The organism is bacterium (assembly GCA_020444325.1).
In the GTDB taxonomy this organism is placed as follows: Bacteria; Bacteroidota; Ignavibacteria; order SZUA-365; family SZUA-365; genus BM516.
This window is the reverse complement of sequence record JAHLLD010000013.1, coordinates 118,784-138,687: the sequence shown is the minus strand read 5'-3', so window position 1 is coordinate 138,687 and position 19,904 is coordinate 118,784. Positions and strand designations below refer to the sequence as shown.

At 55.5% G+C, this 19,904-nt stretch carries 18 protein-coding genes; 13 read left to right on the top strand and 5 right to left on the bottom strand.

The features are described 5' to 3' along the window. The first annotated feature begins 16 nt into the window (after positions 1-16). Both KQI65_15475 and greA read left to right on the top strand, forming a co-directional pair. Complete coding sequence (locus KQI65_15475; protein MCB2206142.1) at positions 17-1,231, top strand: bifunctional 3,4-dihydroxy-2-butanone-4-phosphate synthase/GTP cyclohydrolase II; 1,215 nt, start codon at positions 17-19, stop codon at positions 1,229-1,231. 183 nt (positions 1,232-1,414) lie between these two features. Next, positions 1,415-1,852, top strand: coding sequence for a transcription elongation factor GreA (gene greA, locus KQI65_15470; protein MCB2206141.1), 438 nt, complete (start codon positions 1,415-1,417; stop codon positions 1,850-1,852). 168 nt (positions 1,853-2,020) lie between these two features. Here greA and KQI65_15465 read toward each other — a convergent pair whose 3' ends face one another. Continuing rightward, on the bottom strand, positions 2,021-4,054 hold the full coding sequence (locus KQI65_15465) for a S9 family peptidase (protein MCB2206140.1): 2,034 nt from the start codon (positions 4,052-4,054) through the stop codon (positions 2,021-2,023). 200 nt (positions 4,055-4,254) lie between these two features. On the opposite strand from KQI65_15465, the gene sufB reads away from it, so the two are divergent. From sufB to KQI65_15410, 11 genes are all read left to right on the top strand, one after another. Continuing rightward, positions 4,255-5,700, top strand: coding sequence for a Fe-S cluster assembly protein SufB (sufB, locus tag KQI65_15460; protein ID MCB2206139.1), 1,446 nt, complete (start codon positions 4,255-4,257; stop codon positions 5,698-5,700). Positions 5,701-5,745: 45 nt separating this feature from the next. Beyond that, positions 5,746-6,513 carry a Fe-S cluster assembly ATPase SufC gene (gene sufC, locus KQI65_15455; protein ID MCB2206138.1) on the top strand — a complete coding sequence of 256 codons (768 nt, stop codon included), beginning with the start codon at positions 5,746-5,748 and terminating at the stop codon, positions 6,511-6,513. A gap of 9 nt (positions 6,514-6,522) precedes the next feature. Further along, positions 6,523-7,854 carry a Fe-S cluster assembly protein SufD gene (gene sufD / locus KQI65_15450; protein ID MCB2206137.1) on the top strand — a complete coding sequence of 444 codons (1,332 nt, stop codon included), beginning with the start codon at positions 6,523-6,525 and terminating at the stop codon, positions 7,852-7,854. 59 nt (positions 7,855-7,913) lie between these two features. Continuing rightward, on the top strand, positions 7,914-9,128 hold the full coding sequence (locus KQI65_15445; protein MCB2206136.1) for a cysteine desulfurase: 1,215 nt from the start codon (positions 7,914-7,916) through the stop codon (positions 9,126-9,128). Next, positions 9,128-9,580 carry an SUF system NifU family Fe-S cluster assembly protein gene (locus KQI65_15440; GenBank protein ID MCB2206135.1) on the top strand — a complete coding sequence of 151 codons (453 nt, stop codon included), beginning with the start codon at positions 9,128-9,130 and terminating at the stop codon, positions 9,578-9,580. The genes KQI65_15445 and KQI65_15440 overlap by 1 nt, the downstream gene beginning before the upstream one ends. Positions 9,581-9,593: 13 nt before the next feature. Then, entirely contained in the window at positions 9,594-9,917 is a 324-nt protein-coding gene (locus KQI65_15435) for an SUF system Fe-S cluster assembly protein (protein ID MCB2206134.1), read from the top strand. A gap of 77 nt (positions 9,918-9,994) precedes the next feature. Beyond that, positions 9,995-10,528: a BrxA/BrxB family bacilliredoxin gene (locus tag KQI65_15430; protein ID MCB2206133.1), complete on the top strand. Its 534-nt coding sequence runs from the start codon at positions 9,995-9,997 to the stop codon at positions 10,526-10,528. Between the two features lie 10 nt (positions 10,529-10,538). Next, the gene (locus KQI65_15425) at positions 10,539-11,018 is read left to right on the top strand and encodes an Rrf2 family transcriptional regulator (protein MCB2206132.1); all 480 of its coding nucleotides are present in this window, start codon (positions 10,539-10,541) and stop codon (positions 11,016-11,018) included. A gap of 259 nt (positions 11,019-11,277) precedes the next feature. Beyond that, positions 11,278-12,138, top strand: a complete 861-nt coding sequence (locus KQI65_15420) for a hypothetical protein (protein ID MCB2206131.1) — start codon at positions 11,278-11,280, stop codon at positions 12,136-12,138. A gap of 104 nt (positions 12,139-12,242) precedes the next feature. Then, positions 12,243-12,719 carry a hypothetical protein gene (locus KQI65_15415; GenBank protein MCB2206130.1) on the top strand — a complete coding sequence of 159 codons (477 nt, stop codon included), beginning with the start codon at positions 12,243-12,245 and terminating at the stop codon, positions 12,717-12,719. A 66-nt stretch (positions 12,720-12,785) separates the two neighbouring features. Then, positions 12,786-15,878, top strand: coding sequence for a hypothetical protein (locus KQI65_15410; GenBank protein ID MCB2206129.1), 3,093 nt, complete (start codon positions 12,786-12,788; stop codon positions 15,876-15,878). Positions 15,879-15,897: 19 nt separating this feature from the next. Here the strand turns inward: KQI65_15410 and KQI65_15405 are convergent, their stop codons facing one another. The 4 genes from KQI65_15405 to KQI65_15390 are packed head-to-tail and all read right to left on the bottom strand — an operon-like array spanning position 15,898 to position 19,904. After that, positions 15,898-16,785: a phosphatase PAP2 family protein gene (locus KQI65_15405; protein MCB2206128.1), complete on the bottom strand. Its 888-nt coding sequence runs from the start codon at positions 16,783-16,785 to the stop codon at positions 15,898-15,900. Positions 16,786-16,793: 8 nt separating this feature from the next. After that, positions 16,794-17,660, bottom strand: coding sequence for a phosphatase PAP2 family protein (locus KQI65_15400; protein MCB2206127.1), 867 nt, complete (start codon positions 17,658-17,660; stop codon positions 16,794-16,796). A 7-nt stretch (positions 17,661-17,667) separates the two neighbouring features. Continuing rightward, positions 17,668-18,825: a CotH kinase family protein gene (locus KQI65_15395; GenBank protein ID MCB2206126.1), complete on the bottom strand. Its 1,158-nt coding sequence runs from the start codon at positions 18,823-18,825 to the stop codon at positions 17,668-17,670. Next, positions 18,825-19,904, bottom strand: coding sequence for a hypothetical protein (locus KQI65_15390; protein MCB2206125.1), 1,080 nt, complete (start codon positions 19,902-19,904; stop codon positions 18,825-18,827). Before KQI65_15390 ends, KQI65_15395 begins: the two co-directional genes overlap by 1 nt.

Here is a 19,904-nt window from a genome sequence, read left to right as displayed (position 1 = left end):
AAACGGAGTGGCCATCATGGCACAGGAATTTCACAGTATAGATGAGGCCATTCAGGCCATACGGGCAGGCGAGATGGTTATCATCGTCGATGATGAGGACCGTGAAAACGAAGGCGATTTCGTGTGCGCCGCCGAAAAGACGACACCGGAAATGGTCAATTTCATGGTCCGTCATGGACGTGGCATGGTCTGCGTGCCCCTGACCGAGCAGCGTATGGATGATCTCCAGCTCGGGATGATGGTCGATGGAAACACGGCGCTGCACGGGACGAACTTTACCGTGACAGTCGATTACGTGCACGGTACGACGACGGGTATCTCGGCGTCGGATCGCGCCGCAACCATCAGAGCGCTGGCGGATCCTTCCACGAACCCCACCGACCTGGCGCGTCCCGGACATATTTTCCCGCTCAAGGCTGTCGCAGGCGGCGTCCTGCGCCGTGCGGGACATACGGAGGCAGCCGTCGATCTCTCACGCCTCGCAGGATTGCAGCCTGTTGGCGTCGTGTGCGAAATCCTCAAAGAGGACGGCACGATGGCTCGCACGCAGGAGCTGTTCAGTATCGCGAAAGAATATCAGCTCAAGATCATCACGGTCAATCAGCTGATCGAATACCGCGTCAAGAAGGAAAAGCTGGTCAAGAAGGAGATTATAACGCATCTCCCAACACGCTATGGTGAGTTTGAAATCCATCTCTATACAAATACGATGGACAACAAGGAACACCTTGCCCTCATCAAAGGCGATATCAGTGACGGCGAGCCCGTACTCGTCCGTGTGCATTCCGAATGCCTGACCGGAGATACCTTTGGCTCGCTCCGCTGCGATTGCAAGGACCAGCTCAATGCCGCCATGATGATGGTGGAGCGTGAAGGTCGTGGTGTGGTGCTGTACATGCGGCAGGAAGGCCGTGGTATAGGGCTGGCGAATAAGCTGCGCGCCTACAACCTGCAGGATTCCGGACTCGATACCGTGCAGGCGAACATCGAACTCGGTTTCCGAGACGATCTTCGCGATTACGGCATCGGTGCACAAATTCTCGCCGATCTGGGTATCCAGAAAATGCGCCTCCTGACCAACAACCCGAAAAAGGTTGTCGGACTCAAGAGCTACGGACTCGAAATTGTCGAGCGCGTGCCTATCGAGAGCATGCCAAATGATATCAACGAAGCCTATTTGCGGACCAAACGCGACAAGATGGGGCACCTGATCCTGCATCAGCACAGCTGATGTCTCACCCCGCCGCGGGCAGGACGGGCTTGACAAAGTCCCGTTAAAATCCTAACTTATTCCATCATAGCCAGAATTCCTGTGCGGAATACTGGCTATGTTTTTTATTCGCTTGCTCACACCACATCAATACCGGAGTCAACCGTGGAGTCGAAAGGAACCGTCTACCTCACCAGACCACGTATGATCGAGCTGGAAAAACAACTCCAGCATATGAAAACCAAGGGACGCGCGGAAATTGCCGAAAAGATCTCCGAGGCGCGGTCACACGGGGACCTCAGTGAGAATGCGGAATACGATGCTGCCAAGGAGGAGCAGGGGTTGTTCGAACTGCGCATCAGCAAGCTAGAAGATCTGCTCTCCCGCGCACGTATCATCGATAAAAGCGACCTGCCGAAAGATGCGGTGTATATCCTGTCGGATGTGACGCTGGAGGACCTGAAGAAAGGCGGAACAGTCACCTATAAACTGGTGTCACAGGAAGAAGCCGACTTCGAGCAGAACAAGATATCCGTATCATCTCCCATCGGGAAGGCGTTGCTGAAAAAGAAAATCGGCGACATCGTGAAAGTGGTTGTTCCGGCAGGCACGCTCGAATACAAAATTCTCGAGGTTTCCTGATAACCTCGACATCCCGGAAAAAAAAGCGTCCCCCGTTCTTCGAGGGACGCTTTTTTCATGGAAATATGCAGTTCCTGCATATTTTTTTACCTGCAATTATGCAGTTTCTGCATAATTATTCACCCGGGAATATGCAGAATGTGCATATCGCCGGGGAGGCGCATGGCATCAGTCTACAGGGTACTCCAGTTCGGCCGGGGGCATGGAGGCGCCATTGCCTTTCAGGTAGGCATTGAACCAGTCCATCGTACGCATGAGGAAGTCCATGCGTGCGGGGTTTCTGCGGTTCCCGTGTCCTTCTCCAGGATACCACACCAGGCGCACCGGGGCCTTGCTGTGCAGTTTGAGGGAACGATAGAGTTCGAGGCTCTGACTGGGATGGACACGAGGGTCTTCCTTGCCGTGGAGTATGAGCGTCGGGGTTTTGCTGCCCCTGGCCCACTTGACGGGACTCCGGTCCCACACTTTTTCGAAATCTTCATGCGTCCAGATACCCCAGTGCACGTAGTAATCCTCATACGGAATATCGGTGGTGTTGCGCTTGGAGATCTGGTTGGAGACGCCGACGAAGACCACGGAAGCCGCGAAGCGATCGGTATGCTTTGTGGCGCCCCAGGCCGAGAAGTAGCCGCCATAGGAGCCGCCGCCGATGCCGACGCGTTTCGGATCGACCAGGCCATTGTCTACCAGCGCATCGATGCCATCGAGCACATCAGTGAATTCCTTTCCTGCCAGGTCACCGAGTCCCATTTTGGAGAACGCTACCCCGCGTCCCGTACTCGCACGGTAGTTCGGCATGAACACGAAGTAGTCCTGGGCTGCGGCCACCTGTCCCCACGTCGAATAATGTGTCACCCAGCCATTGTGGTTGGCCGATTCCGGTCCGCCATGAACATAGGTGATGAGCGGATATTTCTTTCCCTGCTCGTAGTTGAGCGGATAGATCAGCACGGAGGTGATGCGCAGTCCATCGTCAGCCTGGTAGTCGAACGACTCCTGGCGGGCGAGCCTGATGTCGTTCAACCAGGGATTTGAATTCGTCAACCGTTCGAGGCGGTCGCCTGAGAAGGTGTACAGCTCACGCGGATGTCGTGCGCTGCTTGCGGGGAAAGCGATCACGCCTTCCGCTGCTGAAAAATGTGTCGCGATAAACGTGCCCGCCTTCACGACAATGGAGGAAGACGGTGCCGAAAGCGGCTGTTCCCGCAGCGTGGTCTCGACTCCCTCTTCGGAGGCGTACAGCAGCGTCGCAGCGTCCTTCCAGGCCACATCCGTTACTGTACCCTCGAAATCCATCGTGTAGTTGCGCAGTTTTTCGAACGGGGTATTCTCCGCGATATCGGTCACGAACAGCGACCCCTCCTTGCTGTCCCACACCGCGGCGGCCGAGATGAACGCCAGCTTCCTGCTATCGGGACTCCACGTGATTTTCCCCAGTTTCCCGGGGTTCTCGACGATTTTCGTGAGTTCGCCGCTCGCGACGTCCAGGAGGTGAATGCGCTTAAACATATAGGAATGATCCACGAGGTTTTTCGGCGCAATGGCCGCGGCGATGTATTTGCCGTCGGGACTCCAGTCAATGCTGTACGCGGAGACGCCGTCGGTCATTTTCTTGACACTGCCGTCCTCGAGTGAACGTATGTAAATATTGCGGTCGGGACTGTTTTCTTCGTACACCTCTGCATTGAAGCCCATCCGCAGCCACTTGCCGCGCGCGCTGTTTTCCGCTTCGGTGGCGATGTAGGCGATGGCATTGCCGTCGGGACGCAGCGTGTATGCCAGCACGGAAGTCGCACTCTCGGTCAGCGGGAAGGCGCCGCCGCCGTCGAGAGGCATGGCGTACACCTGCGTGCCGGGGAGTTCGTCCCTGTGTGCACGGAACGTCAGCAATCTGCTGTCTGCGCTCCACCCGATATCATAGGCGACGGATTTCCCGCCGACGTACTCGCGGTCCTCGCCCGTGCTCCGGTTGAGCACGTGCAGTGTACGGTAGCTTGAGCCGGGATCGTCAGAAAATGGACGCGGTTCCAGCACCGTGTATGCAATAAATTTCGCATCGGGTGATACCTTCACCTCGATTACCTGGCGCAGATCAAACAGGTTTTTCTCATTCAGCACATTCTGCGCCTGCAGCACAACAGGAAAAATCAGCAGCAGAAGCAGCGGCAGCGCGGGGAGGATGGCTCGTCGTTTGTCACTCATGGGCACATTATCTGGGTTATGGAACATGTATTGGTAGCTGTATAAGTATACGCAGGATGGGATTTCAGGAAAAACCCTTCCGCAGCAGACAATCGTTCCCGGAATCTTTCGGCGATTGGACTTGTTTGGAATGCACAATCTTGACATTTTTGTACAGATTGATTTGCGTGAACTGAAGACAGGACTTTGAAGGACGACAGATGAGCAGCAACGAACAGGAACTTGAACAGTTTACCAGCGGTGAATACAAGTACGGTTTTGTCACCGACATCGAGGCGGATACGGTTGAGAAGGGACTCAACGAGGACGTTATCCGCATCATTTCCGCGAAGAAGAAAGAGCCGGAATGGCTGCTGCAATGGCGGTTGAAGGCATACCGGCGCTGGCTGGAAATGGAAGAACCTGACTGGGCATTTATCCACTATCCCAAAATCGACTATCAGGATATTTCCTACTACTCTGCGCCCAAGGCCAAGGAGGGCCCGAAAAGTCTTGATGAGATCGACCCCGAACTGCTGGCGACATATGAAAAGCTGGGCATCCCCCTCAAAGAGCAGGAAATGCTTGCAGGCGTGGCGGTGGATGCCGTGTTCGACAGTGTGTCCGTGGCGACGACGTTCAAGGACAAGCTCAATGAAATGGGTATCATTTTCTGCTCCTTCTCCGAGGCGGTGCAGAACCATCCGGAACTGGTGAAAAAGTGGCTCGGCTCGGTGGTGCCATACGGTGATAATTATTTTGCCGCGCTCAACTCCGCGGTGTTTTCCGACGGTTCCTTCGTGTATATCCCGAAGGGTGTGCGCTGTCCGATGGAACTGTCGACCTACTTCCGCATCAACAGTATGGGAACCGGGCAGTTCGAACGCACGCTCATAGTGGCCGAAGACAGCGCCTACGTCAGCTATCTCGAAGGCTGCACGGCGCCGATGCGTGATGAAAATCAGCTGCACGCCGCCGTGGTTGAGCTCGTGGCGCTCGACAATGCGGAAATCAAGTATTCGACCGTACAGAACTGGTATCCCGGAGACAAGGAAGGGAAAGGCGGCATTTACAATTTCGTGACCAAGCGCGGCAAATGCGCCGGTGTGAATTCCAAGATTTCATGGACGCAGGTCGAGACCGGCTCCGCCATCACCTGGAAATACCCGAGCTGCATTCTCGCAGGCGATAATTCCGTCGGCGAGTTCTACTCTGTCGCCGTCACGAATAATCGCCAGCAGGCCGATACGGGCACCAAGATGGTGCATCTCGGAAAGAACACGCGCAGCACCATCGTGTCGAAAGGCATCTCCGCGGGCTTCAGTCAGAATACGTACCGCGGACTGGTTAAAATCGGGAGCAACGCGGAAGGCGCGCGCAACTTCTCGCAGTGTGATTCCATGCTCATGGGCGATACCTGCGGCGCACACACGTTCCCATATATCGAGAGTAAAAATGCATCCGCCCAGATGGAACACGAGGCGACGACCTCGAAAATCGGGGAGGATCAGATATTCTACTGCAATCAGCGCGGGATCTCAACGGAAGATGCCGTGAACATGATTGTCAACGGCTTCTGCAAGGAAGTCTTCCGTGAGCTCCCGATGGAATTCGCGGTAGAGGCGCAGAAGCTGCTCGGCATCAGCCTCGAGGGCAGCGTCGGTTAAAGAGAGAAACTGAGAATTATACAGCGAAGAATCGGAGATATCCACATGCTCGAAATCAAAAATCTGCACGCCAGCGTTGAGGGAAAGGCGATTCTCAAAGGCGTCAATCTCAGCGTCAAGGCTGGAGAAATTCATGCCATCATGGGGCCGAATGGTTCCGGGAAATCGACGCTCGCCGGCGTACTCGCGGGACGCGACGCCTTTGATATCACGGAAGGTGAAATCATTTACCGCGGAAAAAATCTGCTGGAACTCTCACCTGAAGTGCGCGCCTGCGAAGGCGTTTTCCTTGCCTTCCAGTACCCGGTCGAAATTCCCGGCGTGAGCAATACCTATTTCCTCAAGGCCGCGCTCAATGCCGTGCGGAAATACCGTGGGGAAGAGGAACTCGATGCGGTGGATTTCCTCGGCCTGGTCAAGGAGAAAATGAAACTGGTGGAAATGAACCCCGACCTGCTGAATCGTCCCGTCAACGAAGGCTTCTCCGGAGGCGAGAAGAAGCGCAATGAGATACTGCAGATGGCCGTACTCAATCCGCTACTCAGCATCCTTGACGAAACGGATTCCGGACTCGATATCGACGCACTGCGTATCGTGGCCAACGGCGTGAACAAGCTGCATACGGAAGAAACGGCTTCGATCGTGGTCACGCATTATCAGCGCCTGCTTAATTACATCGTCCCCGACCGCGTGCATGTGCTGGTCGATGGACGCATTGTGAAATCCGGCGGCAAGGACCTGGCGTTCCAGCTCGAGGAAGAGGGATACGACTGGGCGCGTGAACTCGAAGAGCAGATGGAAGAAGGTGCGTAATCGATGACCATGAAAAATGAACATGCTCTGAGTACTGTCCGCAAGCGCTTCGAGGAATTCGAGCAGGGACTGAACGGCGGTGCCGCGACGCCCCGGCATGCGCAGCGGAAATCCGCCATTGCGCGCTTCCTCGAGCGTGGTTTCCCGACCATGCGTGATGAGGAATGGCGCTACACGAATATCAACGCCATCCTGGAAACGGATTTTGCACCTGCTTCCGTCCCGACAGCGGAAACCCTCTCCGCCATCGATGCCGCAGGCTTTCTTCCGGGATTGAAAGACATGCATCGCCTGGTGTTCGTCGACGGACACTATGTCGAAGCGCTCTCCGTTCCCGGACCAACGGTCCCGGGACTTGCTGTCCTTCCGCTCTCGGTGGCGATCGAGGAGCAGCCTGACCTCGTGCAGCGCAGCAATACCGGCATCGACGACAGCGCGGAGAATCCCTTTGCTTCACTGAACGCCGCATTCGCACAGGAAGGTGCGTTCATCCATGCTGCCGCCGGCACGGTTTGCGAGACTCCGATTCACCTGCTCTTCCTGAGCACCGGTGGGAGTGCAGCCTCGGCGCATCCGAGGATTCACATTCTCGCCGAAGATCATGCGGAACTTTCGATTATCGAACAGCACGCCGCGCTCGGTGAGGGAAATTATTTCCGCAACATTGTCACCGAAGCTGTTGTCGGTACCGAAACGCATGTGCGCGTTTACAAAATTCAGGACGAAGCCGAGGACGCAAGGCATGTGGCATCGGCATATGCACGGGTTGCGGGACGCGGGGAATTTCAGAACCACTATTTCGGCTTTGGCAGTGCATTGCTGAGGAACAATCTCCATACCGTTCTCGAAGACGAGTATGCCGAATGCCGCATCAACGGTGTTTTCATTCCTCACGGATCCCAGCACATGGATCATCACACCGTGATCGATCACGCGAGTGCGAACTGCAACAGCCATGAATTGTACAAGGGTATACTCAACGACAGCGCGCGCGGGGTGTTCAGCGGACGCATCATCGTCCGGAAAGACTCCCAGAAAACAGATGCAAAGCAGTCGAACAACAATCTGCTGCTTTCTGACAACGCGCAGATCGACACCAAACCGCAGCTCGAAATCTGGGCGGATGACGTCAAGTGCACACACGGCGCCACGATCGGACGCATCGACGAGGAGGCCATGTTCTATCTCCGTTCCCGCGGTGTGCCTGAAGCCCTGGCAGGGAATATCCTCTCTTACGCCTTTGCGAGTGAACTGCTCTCGCATGTAAAGACCCCGGCCCTGCATGACTACCTGGACCATGCTATTCACGAGCGACTTGAACGCAGCTGGAAAACATCATGACATCCATTCTCCCAGACATCGCCCCAGCCCCTGCGACTTCCCGTACACAGAACGGGGGACTGAATCTCGAGAGCATCCGTGCCGATTTCCCGGTACTCTCTCAGCGCGTATACGATAAGCCACTGATCTATCTCGACAGTGCGGCATCTACGCAGAAACCGCAGGTGGTTATCGATACACTGCAGCGCTTTTATTCAGAGCAGTACTCCAACGTGCATCGCGGCGTGCATCACCTCAGCCAGGTCGCTACTGATCTTTACGAGGATGCGCGACGGACCGTACAGCGTTTTCTCAACGCACGCCAGGAGGAAGAAATTGTCTTTCTCCGCGGGACGACCGAAGCCATCAATCTCGTTGCACAGACCTATGGACGCAGTGAGCTGCAGGAGGGCGACGAGGTCATCATCTCTGCGATGGAGCATCACGCCAACATCGTACCCTGGCAAATGATCTGCCAGGAACGCGGTGCGCATCTGCGTGTGATTCCCATGAACGACAAGGGCGAGCTGGACCTGGATGTCTACGCCGAATTGCTCGGGGAGCGAACGAAAATCGTGGCGATTACGCATGTGTCCAATGTGCTGGGTACCATTAATCCCGTGCGCGAAATGATTCGTATGGCGCATGAGTTCGATGTCCCCGTCCTGCTCGACGGCGCGCAGTCCGCACAGCATCTGCCCATCGATGTGCAGGAACTGGATTGTGATTTTTTCACCCTCAGCGCACACAAGATGTACGGTCCCACGGGTATCGGAGTGCTGTACGGGAAGAAAGAGCTGCTCGACCGCATGCCCCCATATCAGGGTGGCGGCGACATGATTCTGAATGTGACCTTTGAGAAAACCACCTACAATGAGGTCCCTTTCAAGTTTGAAGCGGGGACACCCAACATTGCCGGGGCCATCGGTTTTGCCGCGGCACTTCGTTATCTGCGAAATTTCCCGATTGAACTGGTGCAGGCTCATGAAAAAGATGTGCTTGCCTATGCGACGCGAAAACTGCGCGATATCGATGCGGTGCGCATCCTGGGAACCGCCCGGGCAAAGGCCAGTGTGCTCTCGTTCACGCTGTGCGCCGTGCACCCGCATGATATCGGTACCATTCTCGATCAGTACGGGATCGCCGTGCGGGCCGGGCATCACTGTGCGCAGCCTGTCATGCAGCGTTTCGGCATCCCCGCAACTGCACGCGCTTCTTTCGGCATTTACAACACGCGGGACGACGTCGATGTCCTCGCCGACGGCATTCAACATGTACTGGAGGTATTCGTCTGATGGATGGACTCAGGGAACTGTACCAGGAAGTCATCCTGGATCACAACAAGCGCCCGCACAATTTTCACGGGATGGACGACGCCGATTCCACGCTGGAGGGGTTCAATCCTCTTTGCGGGGACCATTATACGTTCTATCTCCGGTTCGATGGCGACCGCATCAGCGAGGTGAGTTTCGAGGGCAGCGGCTGCGCGATATCAAAAGCCTCGGCGTCAATGATGACTGCCGTGCTCAAAGGGAAAACCCGCGCAGAAGCAGAACGACTTTTCGAATTGTTCACCGGCATCGTGACGGGCAAAATCGACCCGATGGATAACCTCGATGAACTTGGAAAGCTCGCCGCGTTCGCGGGTGTTGCAGAATTCCCGATACGCGTGAAATGTGCGACGCTGCCCTGGCATACGATGCACGGGGCGCTGCATGGGAATGACGAACAGATTTCTACCGAATAAGGATAGTACCGAGATGCTCACAGACGAACAGCTGCAGGAAATCGACGACAATGTCGTTCATGTGATCAAATCCTGCTACGATCCGGAAATCCCTGTCAATATTTATGACCTGGGACTCATTTACCAGATTCGTGTGAAGAATAACGGGAACGTCGATATCAAGATGACACTGACTTCTCCGAACTGTCCGGCCGCGCAGTCTCTTCCCGCCGAGGTTCGCGAGAAAGTGCAGGAAATCAATGGCGTCAATGAGGTGACTCTCGACATCGTCTGGGATCCGCCCTGGACGCCTGCGCGCATGACCGAGGCTGCAAAGCTCGAACTTGGCATGTTTTAGAAGATGTGGTTCCGTCCGTTGCAGTTTTCTGTGCGTGATGAGACCGTTCATGATGATCAAACAGGAGTAATATAGATATGTTCAATAATCTGTCCGTTCGAAAAGGACCGATGTACGACCCTGTCGCCGTGCAGCCGATGCGTGACGAATTGACCGCGACCGGTTTCGAAGAACTGCTCACGGTAGAGGATGTCGAAAGCGCTGTGCACGAGACCGAAGGACTGATGCTCGTGATGGTGAATTCCGTCTGTGGATGTGCAGCCGGCAGCGCGCGTCCCGCAGCTGCCCTGGCTCTGCAGAACGACCTGATTCCGGACCGCATGGTGAGCGTCTTTGCGGGGCAGGAGCGTGAAGCTACCGAACGCATGCGTTCATATTTCACCGGCTACGCACCTTCTTCGCCGAGCATGGCCCTGCTGCGCGACGGGAAGCTGGAATTCATGCTGCAGCGCAGCGATATCGAAGGACGCAGCGCCGAGGAAATCGCCGCGGACCTGCGTGATATGTTCAATGTTCTCGCGAAACGCAAGGGCCCGGCAATCAGTGCCGAGCAGTACGCCAGCCTCGAGCACGCCCGTGCCTGCGGTTCGCGCATCCCGAGGATCAACTGAGGCTGCGGCCATGAAATTCAGCTCACAGGAAGAATATGGATTACGCTGCCTTCTGCAGCTCGGACGCAGCGAAGCTTCGTCGATGACCATTGCGGAAATCGGCGAGGCCGAAGGATTATCACAGGCATATGTTGCCAAGCTGCTCCGTATCCTGCGCATCAACGGTTTTGTTGACAGCGTACGCGGACAGGAGGGTGGGTATACGCTTGCCCGTGAGGCCGATCAGATTCTGCTCAGCGAAGTGCTGGCAGCGCTCGGCGGACGCTTCTACAAACCGGGTTTCTGCGATCACTATGCAGGGACGGAATCTGTCTGCGCACATACCTTTTCCTGCTCCATTCGTCCCCTCTGGCACCGGGTTCAGACCGCAATTGATGGTGTCCTCGAAAAGACCACGCTGCTGGATCTGATGGAAGGAGAATCGCAGCCACCACCTGCGCTGATTTCACGTGACGAGCTCGTCGCGTCGTCACAACAGCACCCCGCTTGACACGCTCCCGCCTCCACGGCGGGAGTTTTTTTTCAGCCTGCCCTATTTTGTATCTTTTTGCAAAAGCCACTGTGTACAGACGATGCTGAACGAGCAGGATACAGCTGAACTATATGATCATCTTAGGGCGTTGGTACATGAAATACCACAGCCGGGGAATCTCGATGTTCTCATCCACCATTCGGTGAGGATGACGGAGCATTTGCTCTTCTGGCTGAGCCGTCGGCGAAATTACTCCATGTCGGGCCTTGGAATGACAATGCGTGATCTGGCCTATGACGTGGTCGGAGAACTGTTTGCCGGTGAGGAAGAACAATGCTGCGCATCTCTGCGCAGTGGACTTGCCGATGCGGCGCCCGAGGATCGTGAAGCGATACTCTCCTCGTTCGAGGCCATCCTGTTCAAAAACGTGCATCAGCATCTTGCCCGCATTTTTGGCGAACTCAATCCGCTGCATCAGCACCTGCTGCGTTCGCTTCGTGGACATGTTGCACGAAATGAAAATCTGACGTCACTCGACAGGCTGGATGGAAGATGGTACCTGCACAGCAACAGCAGCATGGATACCCTGGTACTGCCCGCGATGCCCATTGAGGATCTGCGCCGGCACCTGCATATCCGTGGTATCGAACGGGCTGCTCCGGTGGCTCGTATCCTGCATGCTGTACTGCAGAGCCTGCAGGAGCAGGATGAGTATCGAAAAGCCGTGCTCGAGGCAGATGTTGTGCAGCTTACCCGCGAGTCTCTCGGCATGGAATACCCGCATCAGACCGTGAAAAGCAATGATCCGGTTGAAAGCAGTGATGCCGATGTGCTTGGACGCATTCTCATGCGTACACTCGATGCGACGCTTCCATGGATCGATGAAATCTATGTGCAGAAAAAACGGCTTTCCACGACGGAAGCGGAATGCCTGGTCTCAGCTATTCGTATGTATTTCAAGGATTTAATGGGTGAAAATGAGGCGCTCGGCCCGTACTCTTATCTTCGCCAGTGCATGCCCGGGTTGACGCATGCGCGCTTTCGCAGCAGCTATCGGCGCAAGTTCGAGTACATACTGCAGCGTGTCCTGGACGAGGCGTATATTCAACTGGGAAGGGACGCCACGCTGCTGCGCTAGGTCCCCCCTGATTTTTTTCAACTTTTTTTGTCCACCACGGGCAATCCGTAGGTATATAGAGGTGAGAGAGATTTCTACAACATACCGCGTTGGAGCAGGAACACATGAAACATCTTGACATGAAGGACATTCTCACTCTCGCAAGAAGAGGAGAGCGGACTTCGCATCTGGATGCCTGTTCTTTCTGCAGGGAACACTATCAGATGGCGGTGGATTACCTGGCTTTTTCACCGGATATGGTTCGCGGGGAGGATCAGAGCATAAACGATACCGGACATCAGTCCATGTATGGCGCACAGACCTATCGTCTTGCAGCCCAGACTGTGGAGACAGCCTCTCCCATGTTCCGCCTGCGTAGAACATGGTACTTCGACAACAACGCGAGAATCCTCAGGGTGATCGAAGACATCCCCAGGGGCATTCTCACCGGCTTTTTCATCGGTGAACGGGAGGACCGGGCGCTGGGAATTCGTTTTGACGGCCTCGATGAAGAATACCATCCCGACCAGAATGGCGTTTTTGAAATCGGTTCCGCGAACATTAATATCGAACCGATGAAAGTGACACTGGTTGACGCATGATGTTCACGGAATCGGAGCCTTCAGGAAAAATTCGCAGGTACGCGCAGCCTCCCTGGTGCCGCTGACGTGCCGGAGAATCTGACAGGGTATATTCGTACTCCAGCGGAACTCGACGCTGCGGCCCGCGCGCTCGAGCGCAGCCTGTGGCAGACTTCATCCCCACAGAAACGATTTCTCCTTATTACGCAGTTCTTCAGCCACACCCGTGAACTGCCGGATTCATGGCTTTCAGGGTACATTGGTTTCCTTGCGCCGGTTTTTATTGAACTGGTGCGCCTTCCCTATATCCGCAGTTTTCCCCCTTCTGTGTGGGTAGATGCCTACGATTTCCTGCTGCTCGTGCGCAGGCAATCCTGGGGAGAACGGCTGCAGGGACTTCCCGAGGCCTTCAATCAGGCGCTCGAGCAGGTACTGCTTTCGCACGCGTTCGTTTCCAGTCTCCGGGAACTGCATACCTATCTGCTTGGCATTGGTTTCGTTTCACAGCCATTGGAAGCGGAGGGATGGACGCGCATCTTCGGATCTTCCACAACAGGCTATGGCCTGTTTGAAACCTATGTGGGGATTCTGCGCGAACGTGAACACGGGGAACTGGCTCTCCTGTCGCAGGCGCTGGCCACGTGGGGGGCATTCCGTGAACGGCGCAACGCCGTTTCCGTCATCCTCCTGGAGGAAGAGAGCTACGGTACGTATTCGGCGGGACGTGTGCTGCCCATGGACGTCATCGCGCAGGAGGGCCGACCCGGTGACAGTCATCTCGGCAACCTTCTTGGCGACAGCGGCCGCGACACAATGGAACAGTTGCAGCGCGCTGAAGTTCTCAGCGCTTCCATCATCGCATCACGCTTCCCGCACAGCAGTGTGGATGTACGCTATAATTTTTCCGTGCATGAAAGCAGTGCGGAACTTGTAGGCGGGTCGCTTGGACTTGCAGCGGTCGCGGGACTTCTCGCGGAGCGAACACAGCGACAGAACCTGCCGGAACGATGGGAGCTTGCACCAACGACCGCGTGCTCAGCGAGTATTGACGAGGATGGTGCTGTCCTTCCCGGGGCGTGGGACAGTCTCGAGGCCAAGCTGCGCCTCGTATTTCATTCGCCATTGGAAAAAATCGTCATCCCTTCGGCCCATCGCGAAGCTGCCCTGTATGCCGTGCAGATGATGCAGCGGGAATACCCGAACCGGATGCTCGAAGTTATCGGTGTCTCTGACGTACAGAGTCTGCCTGAACTTCCGGGGGTGTTCGATATCTCGTCGCGCAGCCGCATGGAGCGAGCGAAACATTTTATCCTCCATGGCAACATTTTTCTGCTGTCACTGATTTTTCTTTTCGTTCTCGTCGGTACCGGGTACCTGATCTACGAAACGCTTTATGATTATCCGAACCTCGAGTTGACGCGCGGACTCATCGTTCACAACAGTTCCATTGTGTACAATCCACGCGCGAACACCCCGTGGTGTTTCCGGGATGGACAGGAGATTCGTGAGCCGGTACTGCCGTTCGGGGATATTGAGCTGGGGGATGGATTCACGCGGACCGTCGATATATGGAACATGACGCCGTCGCCATTGGAAGTCGTCCTGAACATCACCGGGGCGGATTCAACAGACTGGTATATCAACAGCGGCGACAGGATTCTGAGCGTTGCCTCCGCCCGACAGCACAGTTTTTCCGTCATGTTTGCGCCACTCAGCGTAGCGCCACAGAAACGGGCGCGCCTTGTCATATCGGACGCAGGGAGTGGAGAAGAACTCTACAACTTGGATTTGCAGGGAGCCGCCGGTATCCCCCTGGCATCCGGGTATGCATTGCATTTCGATGGGGAGGATGACCTCCTGCGCTTTGGGAACCGCAGCACCGCCTTTGATATCGCAACAGCTCCTTCCAGGGAATTCACGTTCGAGTGCTGGTTCCGTCCGGCCGAGAAAGACAGGAATTTCCTGCTGCTCGTCAATGGCTATGTCGGTGAACGTGATAAAAGGGTGGAGGATCTTATCCTGGGTTTCAACACGCTGAACAGTCTGTACTATCGTGTGGGCTCCGCTATCCGTTTCAGTATCGATCCGCGGCAGCGTCTGTATGCAGGCAGCTGGAACCACATCGCCCTTGCGGTGTCTCTGCCACAGAGACGTATTGCCATCTATCTGAACGGAGAGGTGGTTGATGACCAGGTCACCGATTTCATCATGGAGGGAATTTCACATCCGGATGTTTCCATCGGGGGCAGCCATTACCTCAATGACAAGGGTGACGCATTGCTGTTCCGTGGTGATATCGATGAAATGCGCGTTTGGCACAGTTTCCGCACAATCAGTGAAGTTCGGGAGACCATGCATCAGCCCCTGCCTGCGGAGTCACCTGAACTCGCAGGATACTGGAACATGGACAACGCGGTGGAATCCATTGTGTTCAATGCGAACAAACGGGCCCACTCAGGGGAACCGAAGAACCGCCCATCCCTCGTCCGTTCCGCAATCCCGGGGTTCGCGACAACTCCCGACTGCAAGTCTGTCGTGTTGCCAGATGAGAGGTCGAAGGGACTGCAGCTTCTCGCGGGACGGTACCTTGCCTGCATGCGGCCTGTGCTGCCGCGCTTCGGCGATGCGTCCATTGGGTTACGCTTCCAGCAGACCAGTCAGCAGGCCATACACTTTTATTACAGCAGGCGACCGGAAGGCTGGATCAGTCTGGAGGAAATGTTTACCTACACGCGTGTCGACCGCAGAAGTATTGACATCGATACGGGATGGCATTCTGCCGTCATGCTCGTTGAAGCCGCAGGGCGCATGCGACTGTTTATCGATGGCAAGGTTATCGATACCATCCGTACTACACGTAATCCTCCCTACGACTGGCACAGAAATTTTGAAGGGATGCAGGTAGGGTTCCTGTTCGATAAGGAATTGCAGTTCGATGCGGCGTACTACGATTACTATCATCCCGCGTTGAATCATACCCGTTGCTATGCAGGACTCCATCTGTGGAACAGACTGCTTACCACGAAAGAAATCGAGCAGTGGTCAGGGAAAGGGGAACTGCCTCGTGACGGACTGAAGGCATCATGGATGATGGATGAATGTCCCGGGCAGGATGGGAATCTTTCGGACGATATCGACGGCGCACTGCTGCACGTCAAACGCGTGCTGCCATGGGAGTAGCGCACGCGTCTTTTCTCACTTAAAACCTGTAGAGCAGGGTGATGGCGGGTTGTTCTCCCACAACACCAGCACCGATTTGCGGGAGTCCTGCAACCCCTTCCCCGGTAAAGTAGGCGTCGTACAGCAGATTGCCCACGAGAGATCCCACGAGCGCACCGACAAGTACGTCCGTGAGATAATGCTTGTTGTCAGCCATGCGGCTGTATCCTACATATCCTGCCCAGCCGTAGAGGAGAACGTAGGTCGCGCTTTGCAGCGAAATGCGCAGCGTGCCGTCGTCTTGTACGGCATCCCAGCCGGCAATGGCATCGGAGATTTCACGTGCGAGAAAAGAACTCGTTGCAAAGGCCGTGGAAGTATGTCCGCTGAAAAAACTTTTCGTATCTGTCTCGTCAGGCCTGCTTCGTCTTACGGTGTTCTTGATCAGCTCTGTGGCGATGTGATTGTACATGAGCACTTTATAGAACGTCCACGCATGCGCATAGGTATTGCGCATATCCGCTTCACCCGTCAGGTTGTTCCCAACCGCATAGAGAAGGCGCGATGTGAAAATCAGGTTCGGGAGCAGCCAGGAATCCATACTCCCGGGAGAGGCGGATGAGGTTGCGGGGAATTGCGTGGCAAGTTCGCGCTCAAAAGACAGGGGAGGGAGGGAGATGATTTTCGTCGAAGGATTGTCCGCCTTGTAACTGTTTCGAGCCAGGAAAAGTAACACGACGGGTACGTCGTACCATTCAGTCACATCCGACACGGATGTACTGATGTCTTCCGTCAGCCGCTGCAACGTTCCATCGCGCTGCTGTGCAATAGCAGCGGCAGAGAGTAGCGGAAGAAAAATGAGAAGTGCGACGATTTTGGGCATACCGAAGTATCGCAACTGTGGAAGCAGGGGGAAAGGCAAATCCACGTCTATGGTCAGAATTGTAGCTGCAGCGAAAGGGCGGGTGTATCTCCGGCAAATGCGAGTCCAATAACCGGCAGCCGCTGTTCGTCGTCAGCGACCTCGTTATAAATGACATTGCCGATCAGTGTGCCGATGGCCGCACCGACAAGCACATCAACGAGGTAATGACGGTTGTCGCGCATGCGGCTGTATCCCACGTACGTGGCCCAGCCGTAAGGCACCGAGAAGGCCGCCGTGCGCAGCAGTGAACGGAGCAGCGGCTGCGTTGCCAGCGAGGCCGAGTGCATGATGGATGCATCGAGTTCACGCTGCAGGTAGCTGGCGACGGCGAAGGTTGTCGAGGTGTGTCCGCTGAAGAAACTCTTGTTATCTGAACGGTCGGGACGGTCGCGGGAAATGAGGTTCTTGGCCATCTGCGTGCTCACCTGGGTGTAGATGAGAGCCTTGTACATCCCGAGCGTGTGCCGCAGTGCGGGACGGGTATCCGCCTGGTCCTGTGTGAGTTCGGTGACCGTACACCATGCCAGCCTCCCGGCCAGCAGAATATGCGGGATGGTGAACGGATCCATGCTGCCGGGAGAGCCTCCTGGCGCCGCAACGCTGCGGGCGAGTTCCTCCTCCGCCGCGGAGGCCTGCAGGATAATCGGTTTGTCGTCCTGCGGAATAAAATCATACCTGTTGACGAGGTACACGAGATAGATGGGGGCATCGTACCACGAGAAGACGTCCTCCGCTGCATCCGTGACATGGTTGTACAGGCGGACTGCCTTTGTCGGGGATTCACGGTACTGTGCATTGAGTACGGGTGAGAACAGCAGAAGCAGCAGAACCAGGAGTCCTGCATGCCGGGAGAAACAACCTTGCTGTGCTGTATTCACGTTCGTACTACTTTCGGGGAAGGCGAGTGATCGCGTCGAGATTCGCGCGAAAATAATTGCATCTACTTATAAGATACGCACGAAGCCGATTGGATTCATGGTCAAGGGAAACCCCCACCTGTCCGAGCTTCGGATCGAGGGTGTAGGCAGATGCAATGCGGGCTGCAAAGGCATCGAGTTGTGGAAACAGTTTTTCCGGCACGACGACACTGTCTATGACATGGCGAATCGCGTCTTTATAAAGTGTGACGCAGGAATCGTTCTGCAGAAGCTTCCTGATGATGTCGTTTTCACCGATCAGTCCGACTTCGTGCTCCTCGTACATGATTTTGTCGAAATCCCATGGAATGACGCTGTAGGGGGCGCCAGGTGCGGCGCGGTAGAAATAGAGATTGTTCGTGAAGCCGTCGACATGGTTGAGAACGGAGGCTGCGGCGTGATACCGGAGATACTGTGGGATATCGAGCCATGGACCGACATCCTCGAAAATATGATCGGGATCGGCTTTGTCGAGAGCGTGAATAAAATCGCCGAAGGAGTTCAGGTTGTCGTCGTCGGGGATTTCCTTACGGAAGAACTGCGCGAGATGCAGGCCGCCATCGTACGTGAAGCGCGCCCCGAAGCCCGTTTTGATCAGTTCGTATACAGGCACTCCATGCTTGTCAAACCAGGGATGCTCGAATCGTTCGATCTGAAGGTAAAGCCCGAGGTTCTGTCCATTGATTTTCAGGTAGACGGGATGGAATGCGAACACAGGGAACCCCATGGCGGCAAACACCTCTGTGGCGAGCATGGTGCGCAGGCGGCTCCGATCAAAAGTCTGTGCGCTGAGATTGCTGGTGCGCAGGCCGGAAAGAAGCGGACTGTCGTCATCGAGCTCAAGTTTGAACGACCAGCGGCTGTGATAGCGGGATCCGGCTCCCTGCGGTTCGACGCTGCCACGGTACTGCGTACTCCCCACGAAAATATCGATTGCCGCCTCTTCGTCGCTCCAGCGGTTGCTGAGGAGCTCGGCGTACCGATCCGGAGGGATATATGCATCCAGCACCGGAATGTCGGTGATCGCGGAGGCGGGATTGCTGTCGTTGACTGTATCGCACGATGCAAGCAACAGGACAACGCTCGCCGTGAGTAACGCACTCGCTATGATCTTCAGCCTGCGCATCAGAAACGCACGAACACTTCAGTTGCGAACACGGAACCGTGGGTGCTGTAGCTGTCGGAATACCTGTCCTTGGTCAGCAGGCCGTCTGCAGCGAGTCGCAGGCGCACATCGTCGTCAAGGAATACATTGATACCGAGCAGAATTTCGAGGGTATGGTATTCCGTCGTTTCCGCATCCGGTGCGTACCAGGTAACCATCAGATGCGGTTCAAGCATCTCAACCACATCACCGTCGATGTCGAAACGCAATGCGGAGAGGGAACGGAGTCCCATGGTATTGACCGAAGGATCCTGATTCATCAGTCTGCGGCGGATTCCTTCTTCCGGATCCTGCGCGTAGAACAATTCGAGTCTTGACTCCGCCCATTTCCCGACAAGCCCGGCATCAGCCGAGAAACCATGCGTGGTGATGGCGTCGTCACCCGAGCGCGAGAGCAGGGCATAACCAAGTGATGCGATGAACGCGTTGCTGTGCCAGCTTCCCCTGGCATAGGCGCTGGTCACGTAGGAGTTGTTGCGGAACACGCCGGCAGCGTAGGAGAATGGAAATTCGGGACGTTTGTCTTTGTAATTGTAATAAACCAGCAGTCCGACATTTCGGCCCGCATAGCCCAGCTGCTCGTTACGCCGATGGATATAGCTGTCGAATACAGGGATATATTCATCGCGATCAGCCAGCCCCTCAATACTGTAGGGTTTCTTCACGTTGCCAATCTTGACGCGTGCGTATCTGAAATACTCGAATTTGACGGAGAACTCACGCAGTACCACTTCGCGCTCATCGGATTTCCCTCGAAAGTCCAACTGGGCTTCAATGTCCTTGGAAAGCGAAATATCGGCCTGGAGTTTCCCTTCGTAGAAATAATCCTGATTGAATTCCGCGACGGGGTTCCTGTCATATATCCGCACGCCGGTTGCGCCGAATCCGCTGAACTCCACGTCCTGTGCCTGCAGCAGCGCAGGCAGCAGGGCACTGAAGAATACGGCCCTGAGGACCCTTGCTGTCCATGTCGTAAGTGAAACGGGGCTTGTCATCATCATCGCCTGTGCAGGTGCTGGATTGTTGCGTGCAGTAAACAT

Coding starts and splice junctions, on each gene's coding strand:
- KQI65_15475 (MCB2206142.1), top strand. CDS start 17: ATGGCACAGGAATTTCACAGTATAGATGAGGCCATTCAGGCCATACGG.
- greA (MCB2206141.1), top strand. CDS start 1,415: ATGATCGAGCTGGAAAAACAACTCCAGCATATGAAAACCAAGGGACGC.
- KQI65_15465 (MCB2206140.1), bottom strand. CDS start 4,054: ATGAGTGACAAACGACGAGCCATCCTCCCCGCGCTGCCGCTGCTTCTG.
- sufB (MCB2206139.1), top strand. CDS start 4,255: ATGAGCAGCAACGAACAGGAACTTGAACAGTTTACCAGCGGTGAATAC.
- sufC (MCB2206138.1), top strand. CDS start 5,746: ATGCTCGAAATCAAAAATCTGCACGCCAGCGTTGAGGGAAAGGCGATT.
- sufD (MCB2206137.1), top strand. CDS start 6,523: ATGAAAAATGAACATGCTCTGAGTACTGTCCGCAAGCGCTTCGAGGAA.
- KQI65_15440 (MCB2206135.1), top strand. CDS start 9,128: ATGGATGGACTCAGGGAACTGTACCAGGAAGTCATCCTGGATCACAAC.
- KQI65_15435 (MCB2206134.1), top strand. CDS start 9,594: ATGCTCACAGACGAACAGCTGCAGGAAATCGACGACAATGTCGTTCAT.
- KQI65_15430 (MCB2206133.1), top strand. CDS start 9,995: ATGTTCAATAATCTGTCCGTTCGAAAAGGACCGATGTACGACCCTGTC.
- KQI65_15425 (MCB2206132.1), top strand. CDS start 10,539: ATGAAATTCAGCTCACAGGAAGAATATGGATTACGCTGCCTTCTGCAG.
- KQI65_15420 (MCB2206131.1), top strand. CDS start 11,278: ATGCGTGATCTGGCCTATGACGTGGTCGGAGAACTGTTTGCCGGTGAG.
- KQI65_15415 (MCB2206130.1), top strand. CDS start 12,243: ATGAAACATCTTGACATGAAGGACATTCTCACTCTCGCAAGAAGAGGA.
- KQI65_15395 (MCB2206126.1), bottom strand. CDS start 18,825: ATGCGCAGGCTGAAGATCATAGCGAGTGCGTTACTCACGGCGAGCGTT.
- KQI65_15390 (MCB2206125.1), bottom strand. CDS start 19,904: ATGTTTACTGCACGCAACAATCCAGCACCTGCACAGGCGATGATGATG.